This is a genomic window from Flavobacterium johnsoniae, from assembly GCF_001879205.1.
In the GTDB taxonomy this organism is placed as follows: domain Bacteria; phylum Bacteroidota; class Bacteroidia; order Flavobacteriales; family Flavobacteriaceae; genus Flavobacterium; species Flavobacterium johnsoniae_A.
This window is the reverse complement of the sequence record NZ_MLFK01000002.1, coordinates 109,889-130,007: the sequence shown is the minus strand read 5'-3', so window position 1 is coordinate 130,007 and position 20,119 is coordinate 109,889. Positions and strand designations below refer to the sequence as shown.

Annotated in this window: 19 protein-coding genes; 11 read left to right on the top strand and 8 right to left on the bottom strand. The window is 33.2% G+C overall.

The features are described from left to right. Nucleotide 1: 1 nt before the first annotated feature. The 6 genes from BKM63_RS02870 to BKM63_RS02845 are packed head-to-tail and all read left to right on the top strand — an operon-like array spanning nt 2 to nt 6,851. Nucleotides 2-652 (top strand): CatB-related O-acetyltransferase, encoded by a 651-nt coding sequence (locus BKM63_RS02870; protein ID WP_071635170.1) that lies wholly within the window; start codon nt 2-4, stop codon nt 650-652. Next, nucleotides 653-1,822: a glycosyltransferase family 4 protein gene (locus tag BKM63_RS02865; RefSeq protein WP_071635169.1), complete on the top strand. Its 1,170-nt coding sequence runs from the start codon at nt 653-655 to the stop codon at nt 1,820-1,822. Between the two features lie 41 nt (nt 1,823-1,863). Continuing rightward, complete coding sequence (locus BKM63_RS02860) at nt 1,864-2,982, top strand: glycosyltransferase (RefSeq protein WP_071635168.1); 1,119 nt, start codon at nt 1,864-1,866, stop codon at nt 2,980-2,982. Next, nucleotides 2,979-4,049: a glycosyltransferase gene (locus BKM63_RS02855; protein WP_071635167.1), complete on the top strand. Its 1,071-nt coding sequence runs from the start codon at nt 2,979-2,981 to the stop codon at nt 4,047-4,049. Before BKM63_RS02860 ends, BKM63_RS02855 begins: the two co-directional genes overlap by 4 nt. A 4-nt stretch (nt 4,050-4,053) precedes the next feature. Then, complete coding sequence (locus BKM63_RS02850) at nt 4,054-5,400, top strand: O-antigen ligase family protein (protein ID WP_071635166.1); 1,347 nt, start codon at nt 4,054-4,056, stop codon at nt 5,398-5,400. Between the two features lie 56 nt (nt 5,401-5,456). Continuing rightward, nucleotides 5,457-6,851: a sugar transferase gene (locus BKM63_RS02845; protein ID WP_071635165.1), complete on the top strand. Its 1,395-nt coding sequence runs from the start codon at nt 5,457-5,459 to the stop codon at nt 6,849-6,851. On the opposite strand, the gene BKM63_RS02840 is transcribed toward BKM63_RS02845, so the two are convergent. Next, nucleotides 6,852-7,991, bottom strand: coding sequence for a DUF4105 domain-containing protein (locus tag BKM63_RS02840; RefSeq protein WP_071635164.1), 1,140 nt, complete (start codon nt 7,989-7,991; stop codon nt 6,852-6,854). 38 nt (nt 7,992-8,029) lie between these two features. Then, the gene (locus BKM63_RS02835; RefSeq protein WP_071635564.1) at nt 8,030-9,013 is read right to left on the bottom strand and encodes a PorV/PorQ family protein; all 984 of its coding nucleotides are present in this window, start codon (nt 9,011-9,013) and stop codon (nt 8,030-8,032) included. Nucleotides 9,014-9,308: 295 nt separating this feature from the next. Between BKM63_RS02835 and BKM63_RS02830 the strand changes: the two genes are divergently transcribed. Continuing rightward, entirely contained in the window at nt 9,309-10,019 is a 711-nt protein-coding gene (locus BKM63_RS02830; protein ID WP_071635163.1) for a CDP-alcohol phosphatidyltransferase family protein, read from the top strand. A gap of 10 nt (nt 10,020-10,029) precedes the next feature. Then, nucleotides 10,030-10,887, top strand: coding sequence for a glycoside hydrolase family 25 protein (locus BKM63_RS02825; protein WP_071635162.1), 858 nt, complete (start codon nt 10,030-10,032; stop codon nt 10,885-10,887). Nucleotides 10,888-10,934: 47 nt separating this feature from the next. Here the strand turns inward: BKM63_RS02825 and BKM63_RS02820 are convergent, their stop codons facing one another. The 5 genes from BKM63_RS02820 to BKM63_RS02800 form a co-directional block, all read right to left on the bottom strand. After that, a complete protein-coding gene (locus BKM63_RS02820; protein ID WP_071635161.1) occupies nt 10,935-11,153 on the bottom strand; it encodes a DUF5808 domain-containing protein in 219 nt (72 codons plus the stop codon). Nucleotides 11,154-11,218: 65 nt separating this feature from the next. After that, the gene (gene lptB, locus BKM63_RS02815) at nt 11,219-11,959 is read right to left on the bottom strand and encodes an LPS export ABC transporter ATP-binding protein (protein ID WP_071635160.1); all 741 of its coding nucleotides are present in this window, start codon (nt 11,957-11,959) and stop codon (nt 11,219-11,221) included. A gap of 87 nt (nt 11,960-12,046) precedes the next feature. Beyond that, a complete protein-coding gene (locus tag BKM63_RS02810) occupies nt 12,047-12,400 on the bottom strand; it encodes a carboxymuconolactone decarboxylase family protein (RefSeq protein ID WP_071635159.1) in 354 nt (117 codons plus the stop codon). Then, on the bottom strand, nt 12,393-13,208 hold the full coding sequence (gene tatC / locus BKM63_RS02805) for a twin-arginine translocase subunit TatC (protein ID WP_071635158.1): 816 nt from the start codon (nt 13,206-13,208) through the stop codon (nt 12,393-12,395). Before tatC ends, BKM63_RS02810 begins: the two co-directional genes overlap by 8 nt. Beyond that, nucleotides 13,208-14,173, bottom strand: a complete 966-nt coding sequence (locus tag BKM63_RS02800) for a KpsF/GutQ family sugar-phosphate isomerase (protein ID WP_071635157.1) — start codon at nt 14,171-14,173, stop codon at nt 13,208-13,210. The genes tatC and BKM63_RS02800 overlap by 1 nt, the downstream gene beginning before the upstream one ends. 87 nt (nt 14,174-14,260) lie before the next feature. On the opposite strand from BKM63_RS02800, the gene recQ reads away from it, so the two are divergent. After that, a complete protein-coding gene (gene recQ, locus BKM63_RS02795) occupies nt 14,261-16,456 on the top strand; it encodes a DNA helicase RecQ (RefSeq protein ID WP_071635156.1) in 2,196 nt (731 codons plus the stop codon). A 69-nt stretch (nt 16,457-16,525) separates the two neighbouring features. Here the strand turns inward: recQ and BKM63_RS02790 are convergent, their stop codons facing one another. Further along, nucleotides 16,526-16,765: a hypothetical protein gene (locus tag BKM63_RS02790; protein WP_071635155.1), complete on the bottom strand. Its 240-nt coding sequence runs from the start codon at nt 16,763-16,765 to the stop codon at nt 16,526-16,528. A gap of 455 nt (nt 16,766-17,220) precedes the next feature. Between BKM63_RS02790 and BKM63_RS02785 the strand changes: the two genes are divergently transcribed. Then, nucleotides 17,221-18,780: an NAD(P)/FAD-dependent oxidoreductase gene (locus BKM63_RS02785; protein WP_071635154.1), complete on the top strand. Its 1,560-nt coding sequence runs from the start codon at nt 17,221-17,223 to the stop codon at nt 18,778-18,780. 74 nt (nt 18,781-18,854) lie between these two features. Beyond that, nucleotides 18,855-19,943 (top strand): DUF6630 family protein, encoded by a 1,089-nt coding sequence (locus tag BKM63_RS02780; protein ID WP_071635153.1) that lies wholly within the window; start codon nt 18,855-18,857, stop codon nt 19,941-19,943. Nucleotides 19,944-20,119 lie beyond the last annotated feature (176 nt).

Genomic DNA, 20,119 nt, shown 5'->3' with positions numbered 1-20,119 from the left:
TATGATAAAGAATATCAGAAAACTACTGTGGCATATTCTCGGAATTAATTACTATAATTACTTAAAAGGCAAAAATAAAGTCTATTTAAAAGATGCTAAATGGGCGAATATTGGAGATAAAACCTATGACAATGGAGCTTTTGCATGGAAATGGTATAACGATTCCAGCTTAACAATAGGAAAATATTGTTCTATTGCAAATGATGTAAATTTTGTTTGCGATTCTGGTTTTCATACAGAAAGTCAAATTACTTCTTTCCCCTTATTTCACGAAGTTTTACAGAAAGAAGATGAGGTTACAATTAACAATGTAAGATATAAAGCTGGAGATATAAAGAATAACTTAAAACCTCAAAAAGCGAATATCATAATTGGTAATGATGTTTGGATTGGTATGAATGCAACTATTTTGCCAGGAATAAAAATAGGAAACGGGGTTACAATTATGGCAGGTACGGTTGTATCTAATGATGTTCCAGATTATGCAATAGTAGGAGGTATACCTGCACAAGTAGTTAAATTCAAGCACAATCAAGAAATTATAGACGCATTAAATACTATTAGCTGGTGGAATTGGTCTGAAGAAAAAATTAAACTAAACATAAATGATTTCTATTTGCCAATTGAAAACTTTATTCAAAAACATATATAAATGCACATCTGTTTCTTAACAAATGAATTTCCAAAAGATGGTTTTCCACATGGAGGAATAGGTACTTTTGTAAAAACGATCGGTAGCGCATTGGTTAAAAAAGGCTTGAAGGTATCTGTTGTTGGAATAAATTATGTCGCCCAAGATGAAACTCACATAATAGATGGTATAAAGATTTATAGATTAAAAAAGAGCGTAGTAAAAGGGTTTTCTTGGTATTTAAATTCCAAAAAGATCAATAGTAAAATTAAGGCAATTCATAAAAAAGACCCAATACATATTGTTGAATCCTCTGAACTAGGTCTCGCTTTTATCAATAAATTAAAAGATATTAAATACATAATCCGTTTACACGGAGGTCATCATTTTTTTGCTGAGAGCGAGAATAGAAAAATTAATAAATGGAAAGGATTTCAGGAAAAGAAATCTTTTAGTAAAGCTGATGGTTTTATTGCAGTTTCTCAATATGTAAAAAAACATACAGAGCAGTATTTAAGTTATCAAAATAAACCGATAGCTTACATAAGTAACCCTATTGATACGGATTTTTTTAAGCCGATAATTAATACCCAACTTGCTGATAAAATTGTATTTGCCGGTACAGTTTGCGAAAAAAAAGGAATACGCCAACTAATTCAGGCTTTTCCATATGTGAAAAAAGAATTTCCGGATGCTGCTTTAGAAATTTATGGACGAGATTGGTTTTATCCAGACGGTAGTTCGTACATTCAAATGCTAAAAGAAAAAGAATTGCCTCAGTTGGGAGAAATAATAAAAGACATTCACTTTCATGGAGCCATTTCTTATTCCAATATTCCTTTAGCATATTCAGAAGCTGAGGTTTGTGTTTTTCCGTCTCATATGGAAACTCAGGGATTAGTCGCCCCAGAAGCAATGGCTATGGGAAAACCTGTTGTTTTTACCAAATTAGGCCCAGGCCCTGAAGCTATAGAAGATTTTAAAACCGGATTATTATGTGATCCTTATAATCCGAAAGATATTGCTGAAAAGATTGTTTGGCTTCTTGCTAACAAAGCGGAAACAGAAATAATAGGCAAAAATGCTAGAGAATTTGTATTCGAAAAATATAGTTTAGAAAATAATATAAAACAAAATATTGATTTTTTTAACTTGATGATCAAACGAGAATTACCATTTACAGAGATTTAATCTGGAAAATATTGTCTGAATTTCTCAAAAAAAATATTTAAATGAGATTTGTTATAATAACACATGTTAGACATATTGAAGAAAATAATCAATTTTATGGTTATGCTCCTTATGTTAGCGAAATGAATATATGGCTTCGGCATATCAATAAATTGATAATTGTTGCTCCATTAAAAAATCTTAATCAAACCGCTATAGACATTTCGTATAATTATACTGAAATCGATTTTAGGAGCATACCTGATTTTAATCTTACAAGTTTTAAAAACAGCATTTTTTCTGTTTTTAAAATTCCTTTCATCCTTTGGAAAATTTTTTGGGCAATGAAAAATGCGGATCATATCCATTTAAGATGCCCTGGAAATATGGGCTTGTTGGGATGTTTTGTGCAGATTTTTTTTCCAAATAAAACAAAAACGGCAAAATATGCTGGGAATTGGGATCCTCAAAGTAAGCAGCCTTGGACTTATAAGCTGCAAAAAAAGATCCTAAATAATACTTTTTTAACTAAAAATATGACAGTTTTAGTTTATGGAGATTGGAAAAAACAAACTAAAAATATTAAGTCCTTTTTTACAGCAACTTATTCAGAAAATGAAAAAGAAGCAATTGAAAAAACATCATTAAACCAAGTTATAGAGTTTGTTTTTGCAGGAAGTTTGGTTTCGGGAAAAGATCCGATTTATGCTATAAAATTAGTTGAAGAATTAGCCAGAAAGGTGCATTCTGTAACTTTAAGTTTATATGGAGAAGGTGTCGAACGAACTTTTTTAGAAAAATATATAAAAGAAAATCAACTGGAAAATATTATTTTTTTAAAAGGAAATCAAAGTAAGGAAACTTTAAAAAGTGCATACAAAAAAAGTCATTTTGTAATTTTGCCTTCTAAAAGTGAAGGTTGGCCGAAAGCAATTGCAGAGGGGATGTTTTGGGGGTGCGTACCAATAGCAACAAAAGTTTCATGTGTTCCTTATATGCTTGGCGGTGGAAAAAGAGGAATATTATTAGATAAAAATTTAGAGAAAGATTTAGATCAAATAGTAAATCTTATTTCAGATGAAAAACATTTTTTAGAAATGAGTGAAAAGGCAAGTGAATGGTCTCAATATTATACAACTGAACTTTTTGAATCTGAAATAAAAAAAATGTTGATTAAATGAGAGTGGTGCAATTAATAGATTCACTGGAAGCCGGTGGTGCCGAGAGAATGGCCGTTAATTACGCTAATGCATTATCAAAGAAGATAACTTTTTCAGGACTAATTGCTACTAGAAAAGAAGGTCAGCTGCTTGATCAAATAAGCGAAAGTGTTTCGTATTTGTGTTTAAATAAAAAGAAGAAAATTGATATCCAGGCTATATTTAAATTAAGACAATACATAGTCAAAAATAAAATTGATATCATTCATGCGCACAGCTCTTCTTTTTTTATTGCTGTTTTGGTTAAGTTGACTTTACCAAAAGCTAAGATTATATGGCATGAACATTATGGAACCCGAGTTAAAGAATCACGAAAAGAAAATAAAGTTTTGTTTTTATTTTCACTTCTTTTTTCCTCCATTTTTGTTGTTAATTATCAATTAAAAAATTGGAGTACAAAGAACCTGCTTTGTAAAAAGGTAGTTTTCATTCCAAATTTTACCATTGATAAAAAAGATAATACCCAAATAACAAATTTGAAGGGAAAAGAAGGTAAAAGAATTGTTTTTTTAGCAAATTTAAAAGAACCTAAAAATCATATTGCAATTATTAGGGCTTATGAAGAATTAAAATTGTACGAGTCTGAATGGAGTCTTCATTTAATTGGCAAAGATTATTTAAACAGTTATTCAGAAGAACTAAAAGACTTTATAAAATTAAATTCATTAGAAAATCATATACATTTGTACGGAGAAAGAAGAGATATTAAAAATATTTTATCTCAGGCATCGATTGGAGTTTTAGCATCTACACAAGAAGGATTTCCTGTTACATTGCTGGAATATGCTATGAATGATCTCGGTGTTGTATCTACTAATGTTGGTTTTTGCTCTGAGATTATTCAAAATGAATTTAATGGATTGTTATTTAATCCTCTCAATGATTTTGAAATCAAATGCCAATTAAAAAAAATGATTGAGGATGATTTCCTGAGAAAAAAAGTTTCTTCTAACTTTAAAATGTCGGTTATTAAAAATTATTCAGAAGAAGTCGTGGTCGAAAAATTAATTTTAGAATATAAAAGATAAAGTAATGAAAAAAATCATGTCTTATGGTTTTGCGGTTTTTATTCATGCCGTAATTGCTTTAGTTGTTTTTACAATACCGCTTTTATCAAAAGTTTACGCATTCCTAATTCCTGTTATCGGATTATACTTTGTTTCCCGAAATAAAAATAAGAATAATGAAGTTCTGTATGTTTCGGCATATTTAGTTGGTGTTGAGGTTTTTTTAAGGATGACCGGAGGTAACTTTAACAATGAGTACATAAAGATTTGTGTTATGATATTTATGTTGCTGGGCATGCTCTATAGAAATTTTTCTACGAATGCACTTATTTATGGCTTATTCCTAATTTTATTAATTCCGGGAATTTTAGTAGCAACTGTTACAGCACATTTTGATACAGATGTAAAAAAAGCTTTAGTATTTAATTTGTCTGGGCCGTTTTGCTTAGCTTTTTGTTCTATATATATGTATAAAAGGAGAATATCATTTACAGATTTAGAGCAAATTTTAAAGCTTATGGGGCTGCCAATAGTTTCTAATGTTGTTTATCTTTTTTTATATAATCCAAGTATAAAGGAAGTGGTTAAAGGGACTAGTTCTAATTTTGCGACTTCGGGCGGATTCGGACCAAATCAGGTTTCAACGATTTTAGGATTGGGAATGTTTATATTCTTTTCACAATTAGTATTATTCTCAAAAACGAAGCTAATGATTTTGTTAAATGGAATTCTCTTCATTTTTGTTAGTTATAGAGGAATTGCAACTTTTTCGCGTGGCGGAGTGGTTGCTGGAGTTGCTATGATTATGTGTTTAATGTTTTTAATGTACTATTTTTCTAATTCTATCGGAAAAACTAAACTAAGCTTGGTTGTAGTTTTAGTTGGTTTATTAGGAATTGGAATTTGGGGATATACTTCCTTACAAACAAGTGGGCTCATAGAAAAAAGATATGCCAATAAAGATGCAAGAGGAAGAGTGAAAAATGATCGGCTGGGCGGAAGAGAAGCAATTATGGGTGCAGAATATCAATTGTTTTTAGACAACCCTGTTACAGGTGTCGGAGCAGGAATGGGAAAAGAGTTAAGAAAAGAGTCATTTGGACAAGATACAGCATCTCATAATGAAATCACAAGAATGTTTAGTGAACACGGATTATTTGGAATTTTTGGACTACTAATCCTATTTGTAACTCCTTTTATATTATACATTAATAACCGGCAGCATCTGTACTTTTTATCGTTTTTTGTTTTTTGGCTGCTTACAATAAATCACGCAGCTATGCGAATTGCGGCTCCTGCATTTGTTTATGCCTTATGTCTTCTTTCTGTTCAGGTAAAAATTCCTGAAAAAACAAATGAGCCTATTAGGTAAATTGTTTTTTTATAATACATTTGCCTCAAATTAAAGCCCTTAATCTACATAAATATATGCGTCCAAAAAGGAAAATGCATTTTGAAATTTCAGAGCGAAAAGTTTTGCTTTTTGCATCGGATATTTTTTTTGTTGCAGTAATATTGTATCTTTTAAATGTCTTTTTCGATTTTCATTATTTTGCATTTGAAAGCGAAACCATATACAGACCTATTATGTTTATTGGTTATTTGTTGATTTTTGGAACTATTTTCGAAATGTATAATCTGCAAGTTGCAAGTAATCAGTTTCAGGTACTAAAAAGTGTTGTTCTTTCTGTTTCTACAGCAGTTCTGGTTTATCTTCTTACGCCAGTATTATCTCCCGAACTTCCAAAACAGCGTTTAGTAATCTTGATTTTTTATTCGGTAGTATTACTTATTATGCTGCTATGGCGTTTTTTTTATGCCATTTTTCTTGCATCCCATCGTTTTTCTCAAAATGTAATTTTAATATGTGATAAGGAGCAGGTTGAAGAATTGGTTTTGGGACTTGAAAATGTTGATCCGCATTATAAAATAATTGGTTTCGTGAATTCAGATTCACTTTCTGAAACCAGTTCTAATTTTCATTACGTAAAAGAAATTAAGAAAAGTTACCTGGAGAGATTTGTAATAAAGCATAATGTTTCAGAAATTGTTATTGCTTCTCAAAGGACAGATGGTATCACTCCTGATTTATATCAGCAATTATTACATCTTTTGGAGTCGGGAAACATAATTAGAGAATATACTCAGGTATACGAAAGTAAAACACAGCGTATTCCTGTGCATTATATTGAACGTGATTTTTATCGTTTTTTCCCTTTCAGCCGAAGCAATAACAACAAATTATATTTGTTTTTGATACGCTTTTTAGAATTAGTTTTTTCTTTCACAGGTCTCCTGATTTGTCTTTTTTTAATTCCTTTTATTTTTGTCGGAAATCTTATTGCGAATAAAGGAAGTTTATTTTATACACAAGAAAGAGTGGGGAAAAATGGAAATGTTTTTAAAATCTATAAATTCAGAACCATGATTGAAGCTTCTGAAACAAATGGAGCTGTTTTTGCAGTCTCAAACGATAAACGAATAACTCCCTTTGGTAAATTCATGCGTAAATCCAGAATAGACGAATTACCGCAGTTTTATAATGTTTTAAAAGGAGATATGGCTGTAATTGGGCCAAGACCCGAAAGACCATTTTTTGTTGATGAAATTGCCAAAATAATGCCTTTTTATGAAACGCGTCATGTTATTAAACCTGGACTTACAGGCTGGGCACAGGTAAATTATTCTTACGGAGAATCTATTGACGAAAGTTTGATAAAATTACAATATGATTTATATTACATCAAACACAGAAGTATATTTCTTGATTTGAGTATTACTTTTAAAACAATTACAACTGTTTTATTTTACCGCGGCCAATAATTAAATAATTATCGGGATACGTTTTTTGTTTCTTATTGCAACTCTTACTAAAACAAAACCGCTTGTAATAATCATTGGCAGGACAATTAAAAAGTGTGCTTTGTTGATCATAAATATGCTGTAAACAATCAGAAAAATTAAATGTAAAACAGCAAACCTATACGTCCATCTTTTGTTTTTTGCAATTGAAAAGAAAATCAGAATCAATAAAAACGGACTAAATAACAATACGTTATAATTCATCGCCAGTTCTTGGTGAAAAGAATAAAATCCAACCGAAACAAAAAAGATTCCCATTAAAGATAGAATCAAAAGATAGATTTTGTCTACTACTTTATTATGTACCACAACTACAAACCCTAAAATAAACAAATAGGTATAAATGTTGTTCCACCATGAGCTAGGAGTTTCTTTTTCAAAACTTAAAAGTGTCTGGCTTTTTGCTGCTAAAAGATGACCTTGAAAAGTAGTGTCTTCTAAACTGTTTTTTAGCTCAAATGGCAGGAAAATTTTAGTTCCTAATTGATCGACTTTAGTCCCAAAAATGATACTGGTTCCTAATTGATCATAAAAATGACCATTAAAATAAGGAAACAAAATAGAACGATACGTTTTATCTGTGTCTTGTTTTTTTACAATTACATTGCTGCCTAAAGTCGAATTGATAACATCGACAACCATAGAAGTACAATTCTTGTCAATAAACTTATAAGTATAATAACGTTCGTTCGAAAATAATACGGCATTTAACTTGTCAAACAACTTTTGTTTTAACTCTGGAGAAACAAGTAGCTCCTGCTCAAAAACGCTTCTTTTTTCAGAAGTATAATCATTTATAAAATCGGCAAATGAATGAGCAACTGCAAAATACTGTAAGTCACCTTTTGTAAATTTGGCAACAAAATTTGGAGTTCTAAAGTCAAAGGCTCCATAATTGTATACGACATCAAGATTGTTGATTGGATCTGCAACTCTAATTGCGGTATGACCAAAGTATGAATACGTTTCATTTCCTAATCCGCATGTAATAACGCTTATTTTGGCATATTTTGATAAAGGAACGTTTTGGCTAAAGCCAATTGCAAAACTTAGTAATAATAGTAAACTAAAAAGTGTTTTTCGTAAAAGGACCTTTTTCATAATTTAAAATTTTAAGAAGTTCAACGTTTTTGTAATTTTTATCTAAAAATACCCAAATCAACTTTTATCGAAAATATATTTGAGTACAAAGCTGCGCTTTGATTTCCTAAATCAGTTAAAGCGTAATCAACCTGAATACCTTTGTATTTAAAGCCTAGTCCGATATTAGGCTGAAAACTCAATTTTTCAGTATTGTCTAATTGCATCACATTCTGAAAATTTCCGGCTCCGGCTCTTAAAAAAACAAGATCGGTATATCCAAACTCAAATCCAAGTGCAGGATCAATACTTACTACTTTTGACGAAATAATATCATTTGTCTGTTCAAAACGCATGTTCAAATTTCCGGCAGCCAAAAGACTATAATCGTTATGAAATTCAAATTTTTTAGAAACTCCTAATTGTGCTTTTGGCAGTGTTATTTCAGTGCTTTCCGGTAATTCATTATTTTCTCCCGGAATTGCATTTGCAATTTTCGCATATTCCTCTTCATCAATATTCCAAACATTATAAGTTGTTGTAATATCACGAAGCATTAATCCAAATTTCCAGTCATTGTGCTCAAACTGCAGTCCTACATCAAAACCAAAACCCCATGAATTGGCAAATTTACCAATAACTCTTCGAATAATTTTTGCATTTACTCCGTATTGAAAGCCATCTACCGGAAGTTTTCTGGCGTATGAAAAAGTAAAACCATAATCGGCTGTCGAAAACAAACGGATTCTATTATAATCAATATTTCCCTGACTGTCGATTAACTGCGTGGTGTCCATAATATCATCGACTCCAAAACGAATCATTGAAATTCCCCAGGCGCTTCGATCGTCAATTGGGCTTGCATAACCAATAAAATCATATTGTGCAATATTGGCAAAATAACTGGCGTGCATTAGAGAAAGCTGATGGTCTTCAAGATTGGTTAAACCTGCCGGGTTCCAATAAACAGAATTTACATCATTTGTAGAGGCTGTCACAGCGCTCGACATTCCTAACGCCGCCGCATCAACACCAATATTCATAAACTCGTTCGAATATTTTCGAACAGTTTGGGCATACTGTGATGTAAAATTCCAAAATAATAAAAACGCAAAAAGTTTTTTCAATCGATATTTTTTTGCAGACTTAGGCCTGTTTTAATTTTCATCAAAAATATAATATTTTATGCATCTAATTCAAATTATTGTAAAAGTTAAGTTTTTAAGAATCTATCTTTAATTTTACTTTTTGTTTAATAGAAATTTTAATAGAAATTTTTTCTACTAATGTCGCTTATTTATGCGAAATTTGTCAATCAAAATTTATCAAAACCTAAACATGAATATTAAAAAGCACATTCCGAATTTAATTACATTAATTAATCTTTTTTGTGGCTGCGTAGCAATAGTTTTTATTTCTGAAGCTAATTACGAAATGGCTTTTTATATGGTTTGCCTCGGAATCTTTTTTGATTTTTTTGATGGTTTCTTTGCCAGGTTATTCAAAGTTTCCAGCCCTCTTGGGCTTCAGTTAGATTCTTTGGCAGATATGGTAACCAGTGGCGTAGCTCCCGGATATGTAATGTATACTTTGTTTACAAACAGTGCTCATGAATTAGGTACTCATCCAGCGATTCCGTTTTTAGGATTTATCGTGACTTTGGGTTCTTGTTATCGTTTAGCAAATTTTAATATTGATACACGTCAAACGGATTCGTTCATTGGATTGCCAACGCCTGCAAATTCGCTTTTTATTTTAAGTCTTCCTCTGGTTTTACAATTTTCAGATTCTTTAATGCTGCTTGAAATCTTGACAAATCAATGGGTTTTATTGGTGATTACTTTATGCAGTGCTTATATTTTGAATGCTGAAATCCCGTTGTTTTCTTTAAAGGTGAAAAAGTTTAATTTAAAAGACAATGCTTTGCAAGTTGTATTTCTTTTAATTTCTTTCGTTTTACTTTTATTATTTCATTTTGGAGCTATTCCTCTAATTATTATTTTTTACGTTTTACTTTCAGTTGTAAACAATTTGTTTTTGAAAAAGTAGTTTTATTCGAATGGCAAGAAAAACGACAAAAAGAACTTCTTATTCCCGAAAACCACAACCTAGCCGATCTTTGTTCGGCAGAGTAATCCGTTTTGTTGTTTTCTCCTTTCTGGCTTTGCTTTTCATTGGAACAATTTATCATTATCGTGCCGGACTAGCTTATTATCTCGGATTTAAAACAGATAAAGTTTTAGATGAAGATGAGGTAGGTAAGCATCTTTCTGATGTGAGAAATATTCGTGTTCTTGAAAATCATAAAGGAAAAGTGGTTGGAATTGACGTATCTGAATTTCAAGGAAAAGTAGATTGGGAAGAAGTTGAGATTTTAGACGAAAAATATCCTGTGCAATTTGTTTTTATTCGGGCAACAGCCGGAAACGATCGCGTTGACAGACAGTTTAAACGTAATTGGGAAGGTGCAAAAGAAAATAAAATCATGCGTGGTGCTTACCATTACTATCGTCCAAACGAAAATTCTATCGAGCAGGCTGATCTTTTTATTAAAACGGTAAAATTGCAAAAGGGAGATTTGCCCCCTGTTTTAGATATTGAAAAATTGCCAAAAAATCAGCCGTTGGACAGTTTGAAAAAAGGTTTAAAACGTTGGTTGACTAAAGTGGAAAAGCATTATCAGGTTCGTCCGATTATTTATTCCGGTGAACGATATTATTCTGATTTCTTAAAAGAAGAATTTGGAGAATATTTATTTTGGATTGCCAATTACAACTTCTACAGAGAAAAAATTGAAGACGACTGGCTGTTTTGGCAGTTTACAGAAAAAGCTTCTCTGCCGGGAATCAAACATCGTGTTGATGTTAATATTTATAATGGAGATATAGAACAGCTGCAGTTTATAACGGTTGAATAAGTTTTCAGTCTCGGTCGCAGTTGTAGTGTACTTCTAGTTTCTTGGCTTTATTTTGATAAAACTAAAATAACAATTATCAGAAAGGGCAACAAAAGCATTACAGAATAAGGATTGGCAAAATTTATAGTAAGACCCATCCATTCAATTCTCTTTGGCGGAAGTAATCGTTTGTCTTTAGGATTGTAATAACAAAATCCGAAATACCAATTTTTTGGGTCTTTGTGCCACTTGTCGTAATCTTCCTGAGTTGGTTTTTCTGATTTCATTTTTTTATAGTTAACGGTCGCAGTTTTCAGTACTGTGACTGAAAATTGCGACTGAATACTTTAAACTAAAATTCAAGTTTCTTTTTACGAAGTTCGAAGTTTTGTCCAAGATAAACACGGCGAACCATTTCATCTTCTACCAATTCTTCGGGAACTCCGGCTTTCAGGATTCCTCCTTCAAACATTAAGTAAGTTTTGTCGGTAATAGCTAAAGTTTCCTGAACGTTGTGGTCTGTAATCAGGATTCCGATATTTTTGTTTTTCAACTGTGCTACAATTCTTTGAATGTCTTCTACGGCAACGGGGTCAACTCCGGCGAAAGGCTCATCTAATAAAATAAATTTCGGGTCTGTTGCCAAGGCGCGGGCAATTTCGGTACGGCGACGCTCACCTCCCGAAAGTAAATCTCCTCGGTTGGTGCGAATATGTTCTAAGCTGAATTCTTCAATTAAACTTTCCATTTTGGCAATTTGTGCTTCTTTTGAAAGCTTAGTTAACTGCAGAACGCTTAGAATGTTATCTTCAATACTTAATTTTCTAAAAACAGAAGCTTCCTGTGCTAAATAACCAATTCCTTGCTGTGCACGTTTGTACATTGGATAATCGGTAATGTTCAAATCATCAAGATAAATATTTCCTGAATTTGGTTTTACCAACTCCACGATCATGTAAAAAGAAGTTGTTTTTCCGGCACCGTTTGGTCCCAAAAGACCAACGATTTCTCCTTGATTTACTTCAACAGAAATTCCTTTTACAACACTTCGGCCTTTGTATGTTTTGATTAAATTATCGGCTCTTAATTTCATTTTTTAAGTTTAATTGTTTAAACGTTTGAATCGTTTATTCGGTACAAATTAACGAATAAACGATTCAACAAATAAACCTATTAACAATTATTTAGTTTCGGCTTCTTCTAAAGCTTCCCAAAATTCGTAAGCTCTTCTAAGGTGCGGAATTACGATTGTTCCTCCAACAAGAGTAGCGATTCCCATGGCTTCCATCATTTCTTCTTTAGACACGCCTTCTTTAAAACTGGTTTCCAAATGGTATTTTACGCAGTCGTCACAGCGCAAAACAGCAGAAGCAACTAAGCCTAAAAGTTCTTTTGTTTTTACATCAAGAGCTCCCGGCGCATAAGCATTGGTGTCCAGGTTAAAAATTCGCTTTACAATTTTGTTATTGTCAGCTAGTAATTTTTCGTTCATTTTAGAACGATAGTCGTTAAACTCTTGTATTAATTCAGACATTTTCTTTCAATTTATTTTTATAAACAATCTTCGAAATAAGGATACTCACTTCGTAGATAATAAGCATTGGGATCGCAACAATAGTCTGGCTCACAACATCTGGCGGCGTCACGATTGCAGCGATAATTAAAATAATTACAACAGCATATTTCCAATATTTTCTTAAAAATTCAGGAGTTACTAGTCCTAGTTTGGTTAAGAAATAAATGATAATTGGCAGTTCAAAGAACAATCCGCTGGCTAAAATACTGGTTTTTACCATTCCCATATAAGAGTCTAAAGTAAACTGATTGATAACCATTTCACTGATGGAGAAAGTTGCCACGAAGTTAACCGACATTGGAATTACTACATAATACCCAAATATTACTCCTAAAAAGAAAAGAAGAGAAGATGTGAATATAAATATCTTAGCATGTTTTCTTTCTTTTTCATAAAGTGCCGGGCTGATAAATTTCCAAAGTTCCCATAAAATATACGGGAAACTTAAAATGAAACCGGCTAGTAAGCACATCCATACAAAAATGTTTACCTGACCTTCCATTTCGGTATTTTGAATAATGAAATTCAATTTGGTAATACAAATACTGTCTGCAAAACCCAGCTGGTGCGATAAATCACAAAACCAAACATAGGTAAAAAATGTTGGTCTTGTTGGGCCTAAAATAATATCATCAAACAAATAATCGCTGATAAAATAAGTAGCAAATGCCATAATACATATTGCAATTGTACTTCTAACTAATAACCATCTTAGTTCTTCAAGATGGTCTAAAAATGACATCTCGCCAAGGTTTTTCTTTGCCATTATACGATTCCTTCTTTTAAAATGTCATGTAAATGTAATACTCCTTTGTATTCGCCGTTGTCAGCCACAATAAGCTGTGTGATCGAAAAATCTTCTAAAATATTTAAAGCATCAACTGCCATAGTTTCTGAAGAAACTAATTTAGGATTTTTTGACATAATATCTTTAGCAGTTAAGTTTGCAATAGTATCTACGTCATTTAGCATTCTTCGGATGTCTCCGTCTGTAATAATTCCGATAATTTTATTGTCTTCAATTACTGCGGTAACACCCAGTCTTTTTTCAGAAATTTCGAAAATTGCTTTTTTGATAGAAGTATCCGGAGAAACGGCTGGTTTTAGAGAATGTTCTATCATGTCTTTTACGCGAAGCAAAAGTTTTTTCCCCAGAGCACCTCCCGGATGATAAACTGCGAAATCTTCGGGTTTAAAATCACGCATTTCCATAAGGCATACTGCCAGAGCATCTCCCATAACAAGCTGTGCTGTAGTGCTGTTTGTTGGGGCTAAATTTATCGGGCATGCTTCTGTGTCGACAGTTGTATTTAAAACATAATCAGAACCTTTTGCAAGAAACGAAGTTACGTTTCCAGTAATAGCAATTAAGGTGTTTCCAAAGCGTTTTAATAACGGAACTAATACTTTGATTTCCGGACTGTTGCCGCTCTTTGAAATACAAATTATAATATCATCATTTTGAATCATTCCTAAATCACCGTGAATAGCTTCTGCGGCATGCAGGAACATCGACGGCGTTCCGGTTGAGTTAAAAGTGGCAACCATTTTTTGTGCAATGATGGCGCTTTTTCCAATCCCTGTAACGATCAATCGGCCTTTAGTTTCGTAAATACGTTGGGTTGCTTCGAAGAAATTTTCGTCCAGAAAATCAATTAACTTTATAATTGCTTCACTTTCAGAGAGTATTGTTTTTTTGGCGATTGCCAATATATTTTCTTTTGTAATCAAAACAGAATATTTAAAATTTGTATGTATAAAAGAAAGTTGTATCTTTATGTGTTGCAAATTTATACAAAATATCCATTAATATAAAGAATGAATTCAAACGAAATTGAAATACACAAGGAATTAAAGAAGTATTTCGGCTTTAGCCAATTTAAAGGCTTGCAGGAGCAAGTCATTACGAGTATTTTAAATAAAAAGAATACTTTCGTAATTATGCCTACGGGCGGCGGGAAGTCTCTTTGTTATCAATTACCCGCTTTAATTCAGGACGGAACGGCCATTGTTGTTTCTCCTTTAATTGCTTTGATGAAAAATCAGGTAGATGCGATTCGAAGCCTTTCATCAGAAAACGGAATTGCACATGTGTTGAATTCCTCTCTTACCAAAACAGAAATTGCCCAAGTAAAAAAAGACATTAGTTCTGGATTAACTAAGCTTTTATATGTTGCTCCCGAATCTTTAACAAAAGAAGAATATGTGGCCTTTTTGCAAAGTGTGCCAATTTCATTTGTTGCAATCGACGAAGCACACTGTATTTCAGAATGGGGACATGATTTTAGGCCTGAATACAGGAATCTTAGAAATATTATTAAGCAATTAGGGAAGGTGCCAATTATCGGACTTACCGCTACAGCAACTCCAAAAGTTCAGGAAGATATTCTTAAAAATCTGGATATGGCCGATGCCAATACTTTTAAAGCATCATTCAACAGGCCGAATTTATATTACGAAGTACGTACAAAAACAAAAAATATAGAATCGGATATTATTCGATTTATCAAACAGCATAAAGGCAAATCTGGAATTATTTACTGCTTAAGCCGTAAAAAAGTAGAATCGATTGCCGAAGTTTTACAAGTAAACGGAATCAGTGCCGTTCCTTATCACGCAGGTTTAGACGCAAAAACACGTGCGAAACATCAGGATATGTTTTTGATGGAAGACGTAGATGTTGTGGTAGCCACAATTGCCTTCGGGATGGGAATTGATAAGCCAGATGTTCGTTTTGTAATTCACCACGATATTCCAAAATCTCTCGAAAGTTATTATCAGGAAACAGGACGCGCCGGTCGTGATGGAGGAGAAGGACATTGCTTAGCTTATTACTCTTATAAGGATGTAGAAAAGCTGGAGAAATTCATGTCCGGGAAACCAGTTGCAGAACAAGAAATTGGTTTTGCCCTTTTGCAGGAAGTAGTAGCGTACGCCGAAACCTCAATGTCGCGCAGAAAATTCCTGCTGCATTATTTTGGTGAAGAATTTGACAGCGAAACCGGAGAAGGTGCAGATATGGACGACAACGTTCGTAATCCGAAAAATAAAATTGAAGCCAAAGATCAAGTCGTTAAACTGCTTGAAATTGTTCGCGATACCAAACATATTTATAAGTCTAAAGAAATTGTGTTTACTTTAATTGGCCGAATCAATGCGGTTATTAAAGCGCATAAAACAGATACACAGCCTTATTTTGGTTCTGGTTCAGATCACGATGAGAAATATTGGATGGCTTTACTAAGACAAGTTTTAGTTTCTGGTTATCTTTCAAAAGACATAGAAACATACGGCGTAATAAAAATTACAAAAGAGGGTCTGGATTTTATCAAGAAACCTGTTTCGTTTATGATGTCTGAAGATCACGAATACAGTGAAGCCGATGACGAAGCAATTGTAGCATCAGCAAAATCATCTGGCACAGCCGATGAAGTTTTAATGGGAATGCTTCGCGAACTGCGTAAAAAAGTAGCTAAAAAATTAGGGGTTCCTCCGTTTGTTGTTTTTCAGGATCCTTCTCTTGAAGATATGGCTTTAAAATATCCAATAACATTACAGGAATTGTATAATATTCATGGAGTTGGTGAAGGAAAAGCAAAAAAATACGGTGGCGAATTTGTTACCTTAATAAGTAGGTACGTTGAAGATAACGACATCATTCGCCCAGACGACTTGGTTGTAAAATCTACCGGAGTAAACTCTGCCAACAAATTATACATTATTCAGAATATCGATAGAAAACTGCCATTAAGTGATATTGCTTCTGCAAAAGGGCTGACGATGGATGCCTTAATTAAAGAAATGGAACAAATCGTATATTCGGGAACCAAATTAAATATCAAATACTGGATTGACGATATGCTCGACGACGATCAGCAGGAAGAAATTCACGATTATTTCATGGAGTCAGAATCAGATAAAATCGAAGACGCTCTAAAAGAATTTGACGGCGATTATGATATCGATGAACTACGTTTGATGCGTATTAAATTTATTAGTGAAGTTGCTAACTAGTTATAAGTTAAATGTGAGATGTAAAATGTATTTTTCGATACAAACATCTCACATTTTTCATTTCACATCTTACTCAGAATAAACTTCCCCCCGATGCGGTTTCAAAGCATCTCTTACCTGAATCATATTTTCATCCGTAACAACCATAAAAGCGATTGCATGCATATCATTTATGATTTTGAATCCGGTTATATTTAATGGTAATTTTTCAATTGCTATAAATTCTTTCAAATGAATTTCATGATGCTCGGCTGTTTTTGCAGAAGCCGGACCGCGAAAATCCCAAATCAATTTTATTTTTCTAGACATTTTTTTTAAAGGTGCAAAGGTTCAGAGAGGCAAAGGTACAAAGTCTATTTTAAAAAAAGGTGCTGAGGCTCTGAGATGCTATCCCGAAGCTTCGGGACTGAGTTTTTTTCTGTAGAGACACACTGCAGTGCGTCTATCTTTTCTTCAAAGAAATCTTTTTAATCCAAAGTAATCTATGGCTTAAAATGAATATTAAAGATTTTACGAAAAAGAGAAAAGCTGCTATATAATTAACCGCAAAGTGCGCTATGATTTTTTAAAGGTACGGTTTTATAAAAAACACAAAGTTCGCAAAGCTTTGTGTTGATCTAGCTTTGCGAACTTTGTGTTTTCTATCCGTAAAGTAAAATTAAATCTTAGCGTACTTTGCGGTTAATTATATAAAGTCAGTTCAAAATAGTATTTTTGCATCTTCTTTTCATAGAAAGAAAAGCTAATAGAATAAAAAAGATACAATGCCAAGAGAACTTTTACTTCAGGTAACTCCGGAAATAGCCGCAAACGAATTGTTGCTTAAAGACTATTTGTCTAAACAAATAAAGGTTTCTCCTAAGGAAATTCAGCACGTTTCTATTTTAAAACGTTCGATTGATGCGCGTCAAAAAGCGATTAAAATCAATTTGAAAGTTGTTATATATTTAAAGGGAGAACCGTTTCAGGAAACTAAAATCGAGCTTCCTATATATAAAGATGTTTCTTCTGCCCAGGAAGTGATTGTTGTTGGTGCAGGCCCTGCAGGACTTTTTGCTGCTTTGCAATTAATCGAATTGGGCTTAAAGCCAATTGTAATCGAACGCGGAAAAGATGTTCGCGGACGCCGACGCGATTTAAAAGCAATCAATAGAGAGCACATTGTTAACGAGGATTCCAATTATTGTTTTGGTGAAGGCGGAGCCGGAACATACTCAGACGGAAAATTATATACACGTTCTAAAAAACGAGGCGATGTAACCCGAATTTTAGAGCTTTTGGTTGCTTTTGGTGCTTCAGAAGATATTTTGGTTGAAGCGCATCCGCACATCGGAACCAATAAATTGCCAAAAATCATTGAAGATATTCGAAATAAAATCATCGAATTTGGCGGTCAGGTTTTGTTTGATACACGCGTAACCGATATTTTGGTGAAAAGTAACGAAGTTGAAGGAATTGTAACCCAAAACGGAGACAAGATTCTGGCCAATAAATTAATCTTAGCAACCGGACATTCCGCACGTGATATTTTTGAATTGCTTGATAAAAAGAAAATTTTAATAGAAGCTAAGCCTTTTGCTTTAGGAGTTCGTGCAGAACATTCTCAGGAATTAATTGATAGTATTCAGTACAGCTGTGATTATCGAGGCGAATATTTACCTCCGGCACCTTATTCGATTGTAAAACAAGTGAATGGTCGCGGTATGTATTCGTTTTGTATGTGTCCGGGTGGTGTAATTGCACCTTGTGCTACAAGTCCGGGTGAGGTAGTTACAAATGGATGGTCGCCTTCCAAACGTGATCAGGCAACGGCAAATTCCGGAATTGTAATTGAATTAAAACTGGAAGATTTTAAACCTTTTGCAAAATTTGGTGCTTTGGCCGGAATGGAATTTCAAAAAAGCATCGAACAAAAAGCATGGCATTTAGCTGGAAAAACTCAAAAAGTTCCGGCGCAAAGAATGGTCGATTTTACCCAGAATAAAGTTTCTGCTGATATTCCTAAAACTTCGTATGTTCCGGGAACAACTTCGGTTGAAATGGGACAGGTTTTTCCGGGATTTTTATCGCAGATTTTACGCGAAGGTTTTAAGGAATTTGGAAAATCAATGCGCGGTTATTTAACCAATGAAGCTATTTTGCATGCTCCGGAAAGCAGAACATCATCTCCTGTTAGAATTCCGCGAGATCCTATGACTTTGGAGCATTTGCAGATAAAAGGATTGTATCCTTGTGGTGAAGGAGCAGGTTATGCAGGAGGCATTATTTCTGCAGCAATCGACGGTGAAAAATGCGCTTTAATGATTGCTGAATCTTTAAAATAATTCACTAACCGGGTTTCGGGTTATTAAAAATAGTGATATATTTATTGCTTTAGTTTTTAATACTTATATGCCCAATGAAAAATTTCTTTTCTAATTTGTTTGGTAGGAATAATGATCCAAAATCGATTATTTCTTTTGATGTTATTGATCCCATTTATTCGTACTTATATAATGAGCAGTCTGGTATTGAGCTTAAAGTAAAAGGAATTAAGGAAGAGGTATCTGTTAACTTATTTTATTTTCCCGGTTCATTAGATCATGAAGAAGGAAGAGCAGAAATCAAAAAAGCAGGATTCAGTAATTCTTATGAGGTTTTAAATGAACTTTATAAAAAGATGGATATTGGGGTTCTTTCTCAAGATATAATAGATCAGGGATTAGAATATGATTTTATACACATTCAGTTTTATTCGGAGCCAACTTCCGAAGAAAAAAAGTTCTTTAAACGTTCCATCAAAAATTTCATTATCTTTTTTTGCTGTACAAATAGTTTAGAAACTAACGATTTTAAAATTTTATATTCAGGAACCCATTTCTTTGATTATACAAAAGGATTGCTGGATAGTGAACTTTTAGATTTCAACAATCCAAAAAATGAAAGCCAGGCAATAGGGATAAAAGATTTTAAATTGGTTTTACAGGGAATCTGCCAGTATTTAAATATCGAAATTCCGGAGAGTGTTGAACTTCCTTCGCAAGAAAATTTAATAGAAGCCGAAGCCGTTAATCTGGAAACCTTTGAAGAATTTATAAAGTTAGTTTCGAGAGGAGATATTGAAGAAAAAGAGCTTAAAAAAGAATCAAAAAAGCTTTTTAAAAATTTTAATAAAGAGGCAAAAGATTATCACAATATAGTAAATGGCCATTTTAATTTCTTTGAAAATATTGATGCCTGGAACAGCGATTGGAAATTTGATCCCGAAGATGCAGAATATTTTATCTCTGAAATGATTGGCGAAGATCTTAATTTTGAATATCCGGAAGAAACCTATAGTCATGATTTGTTTCCGTACATTCAATCGGCTTTAGAGAAAAAAGGCCTTGAATTAATGAGTTACGATACCCACGGAGATAATTATTTGTTTTTTGTAGCGAACAAAAATGATGTTCCCAGAATTTTACAATTATCTCAATTAACGAAAATTGAGGTTGATCAATTGTAAATTGGGTTGAGTTTTTGCGCAAAGAAAGTACGTGGATAAAACATTCGCTAAGCGAAAACGCTGATAAAAACGGATTTTTTATGCTTATTTTGTCATCCCGAGGAACGATCTTCGTAAGTAGCTCTACAAGTTTGACGATTTTGATTGCGGAGTTTCTTGCGAAGATCCCTCGTTCC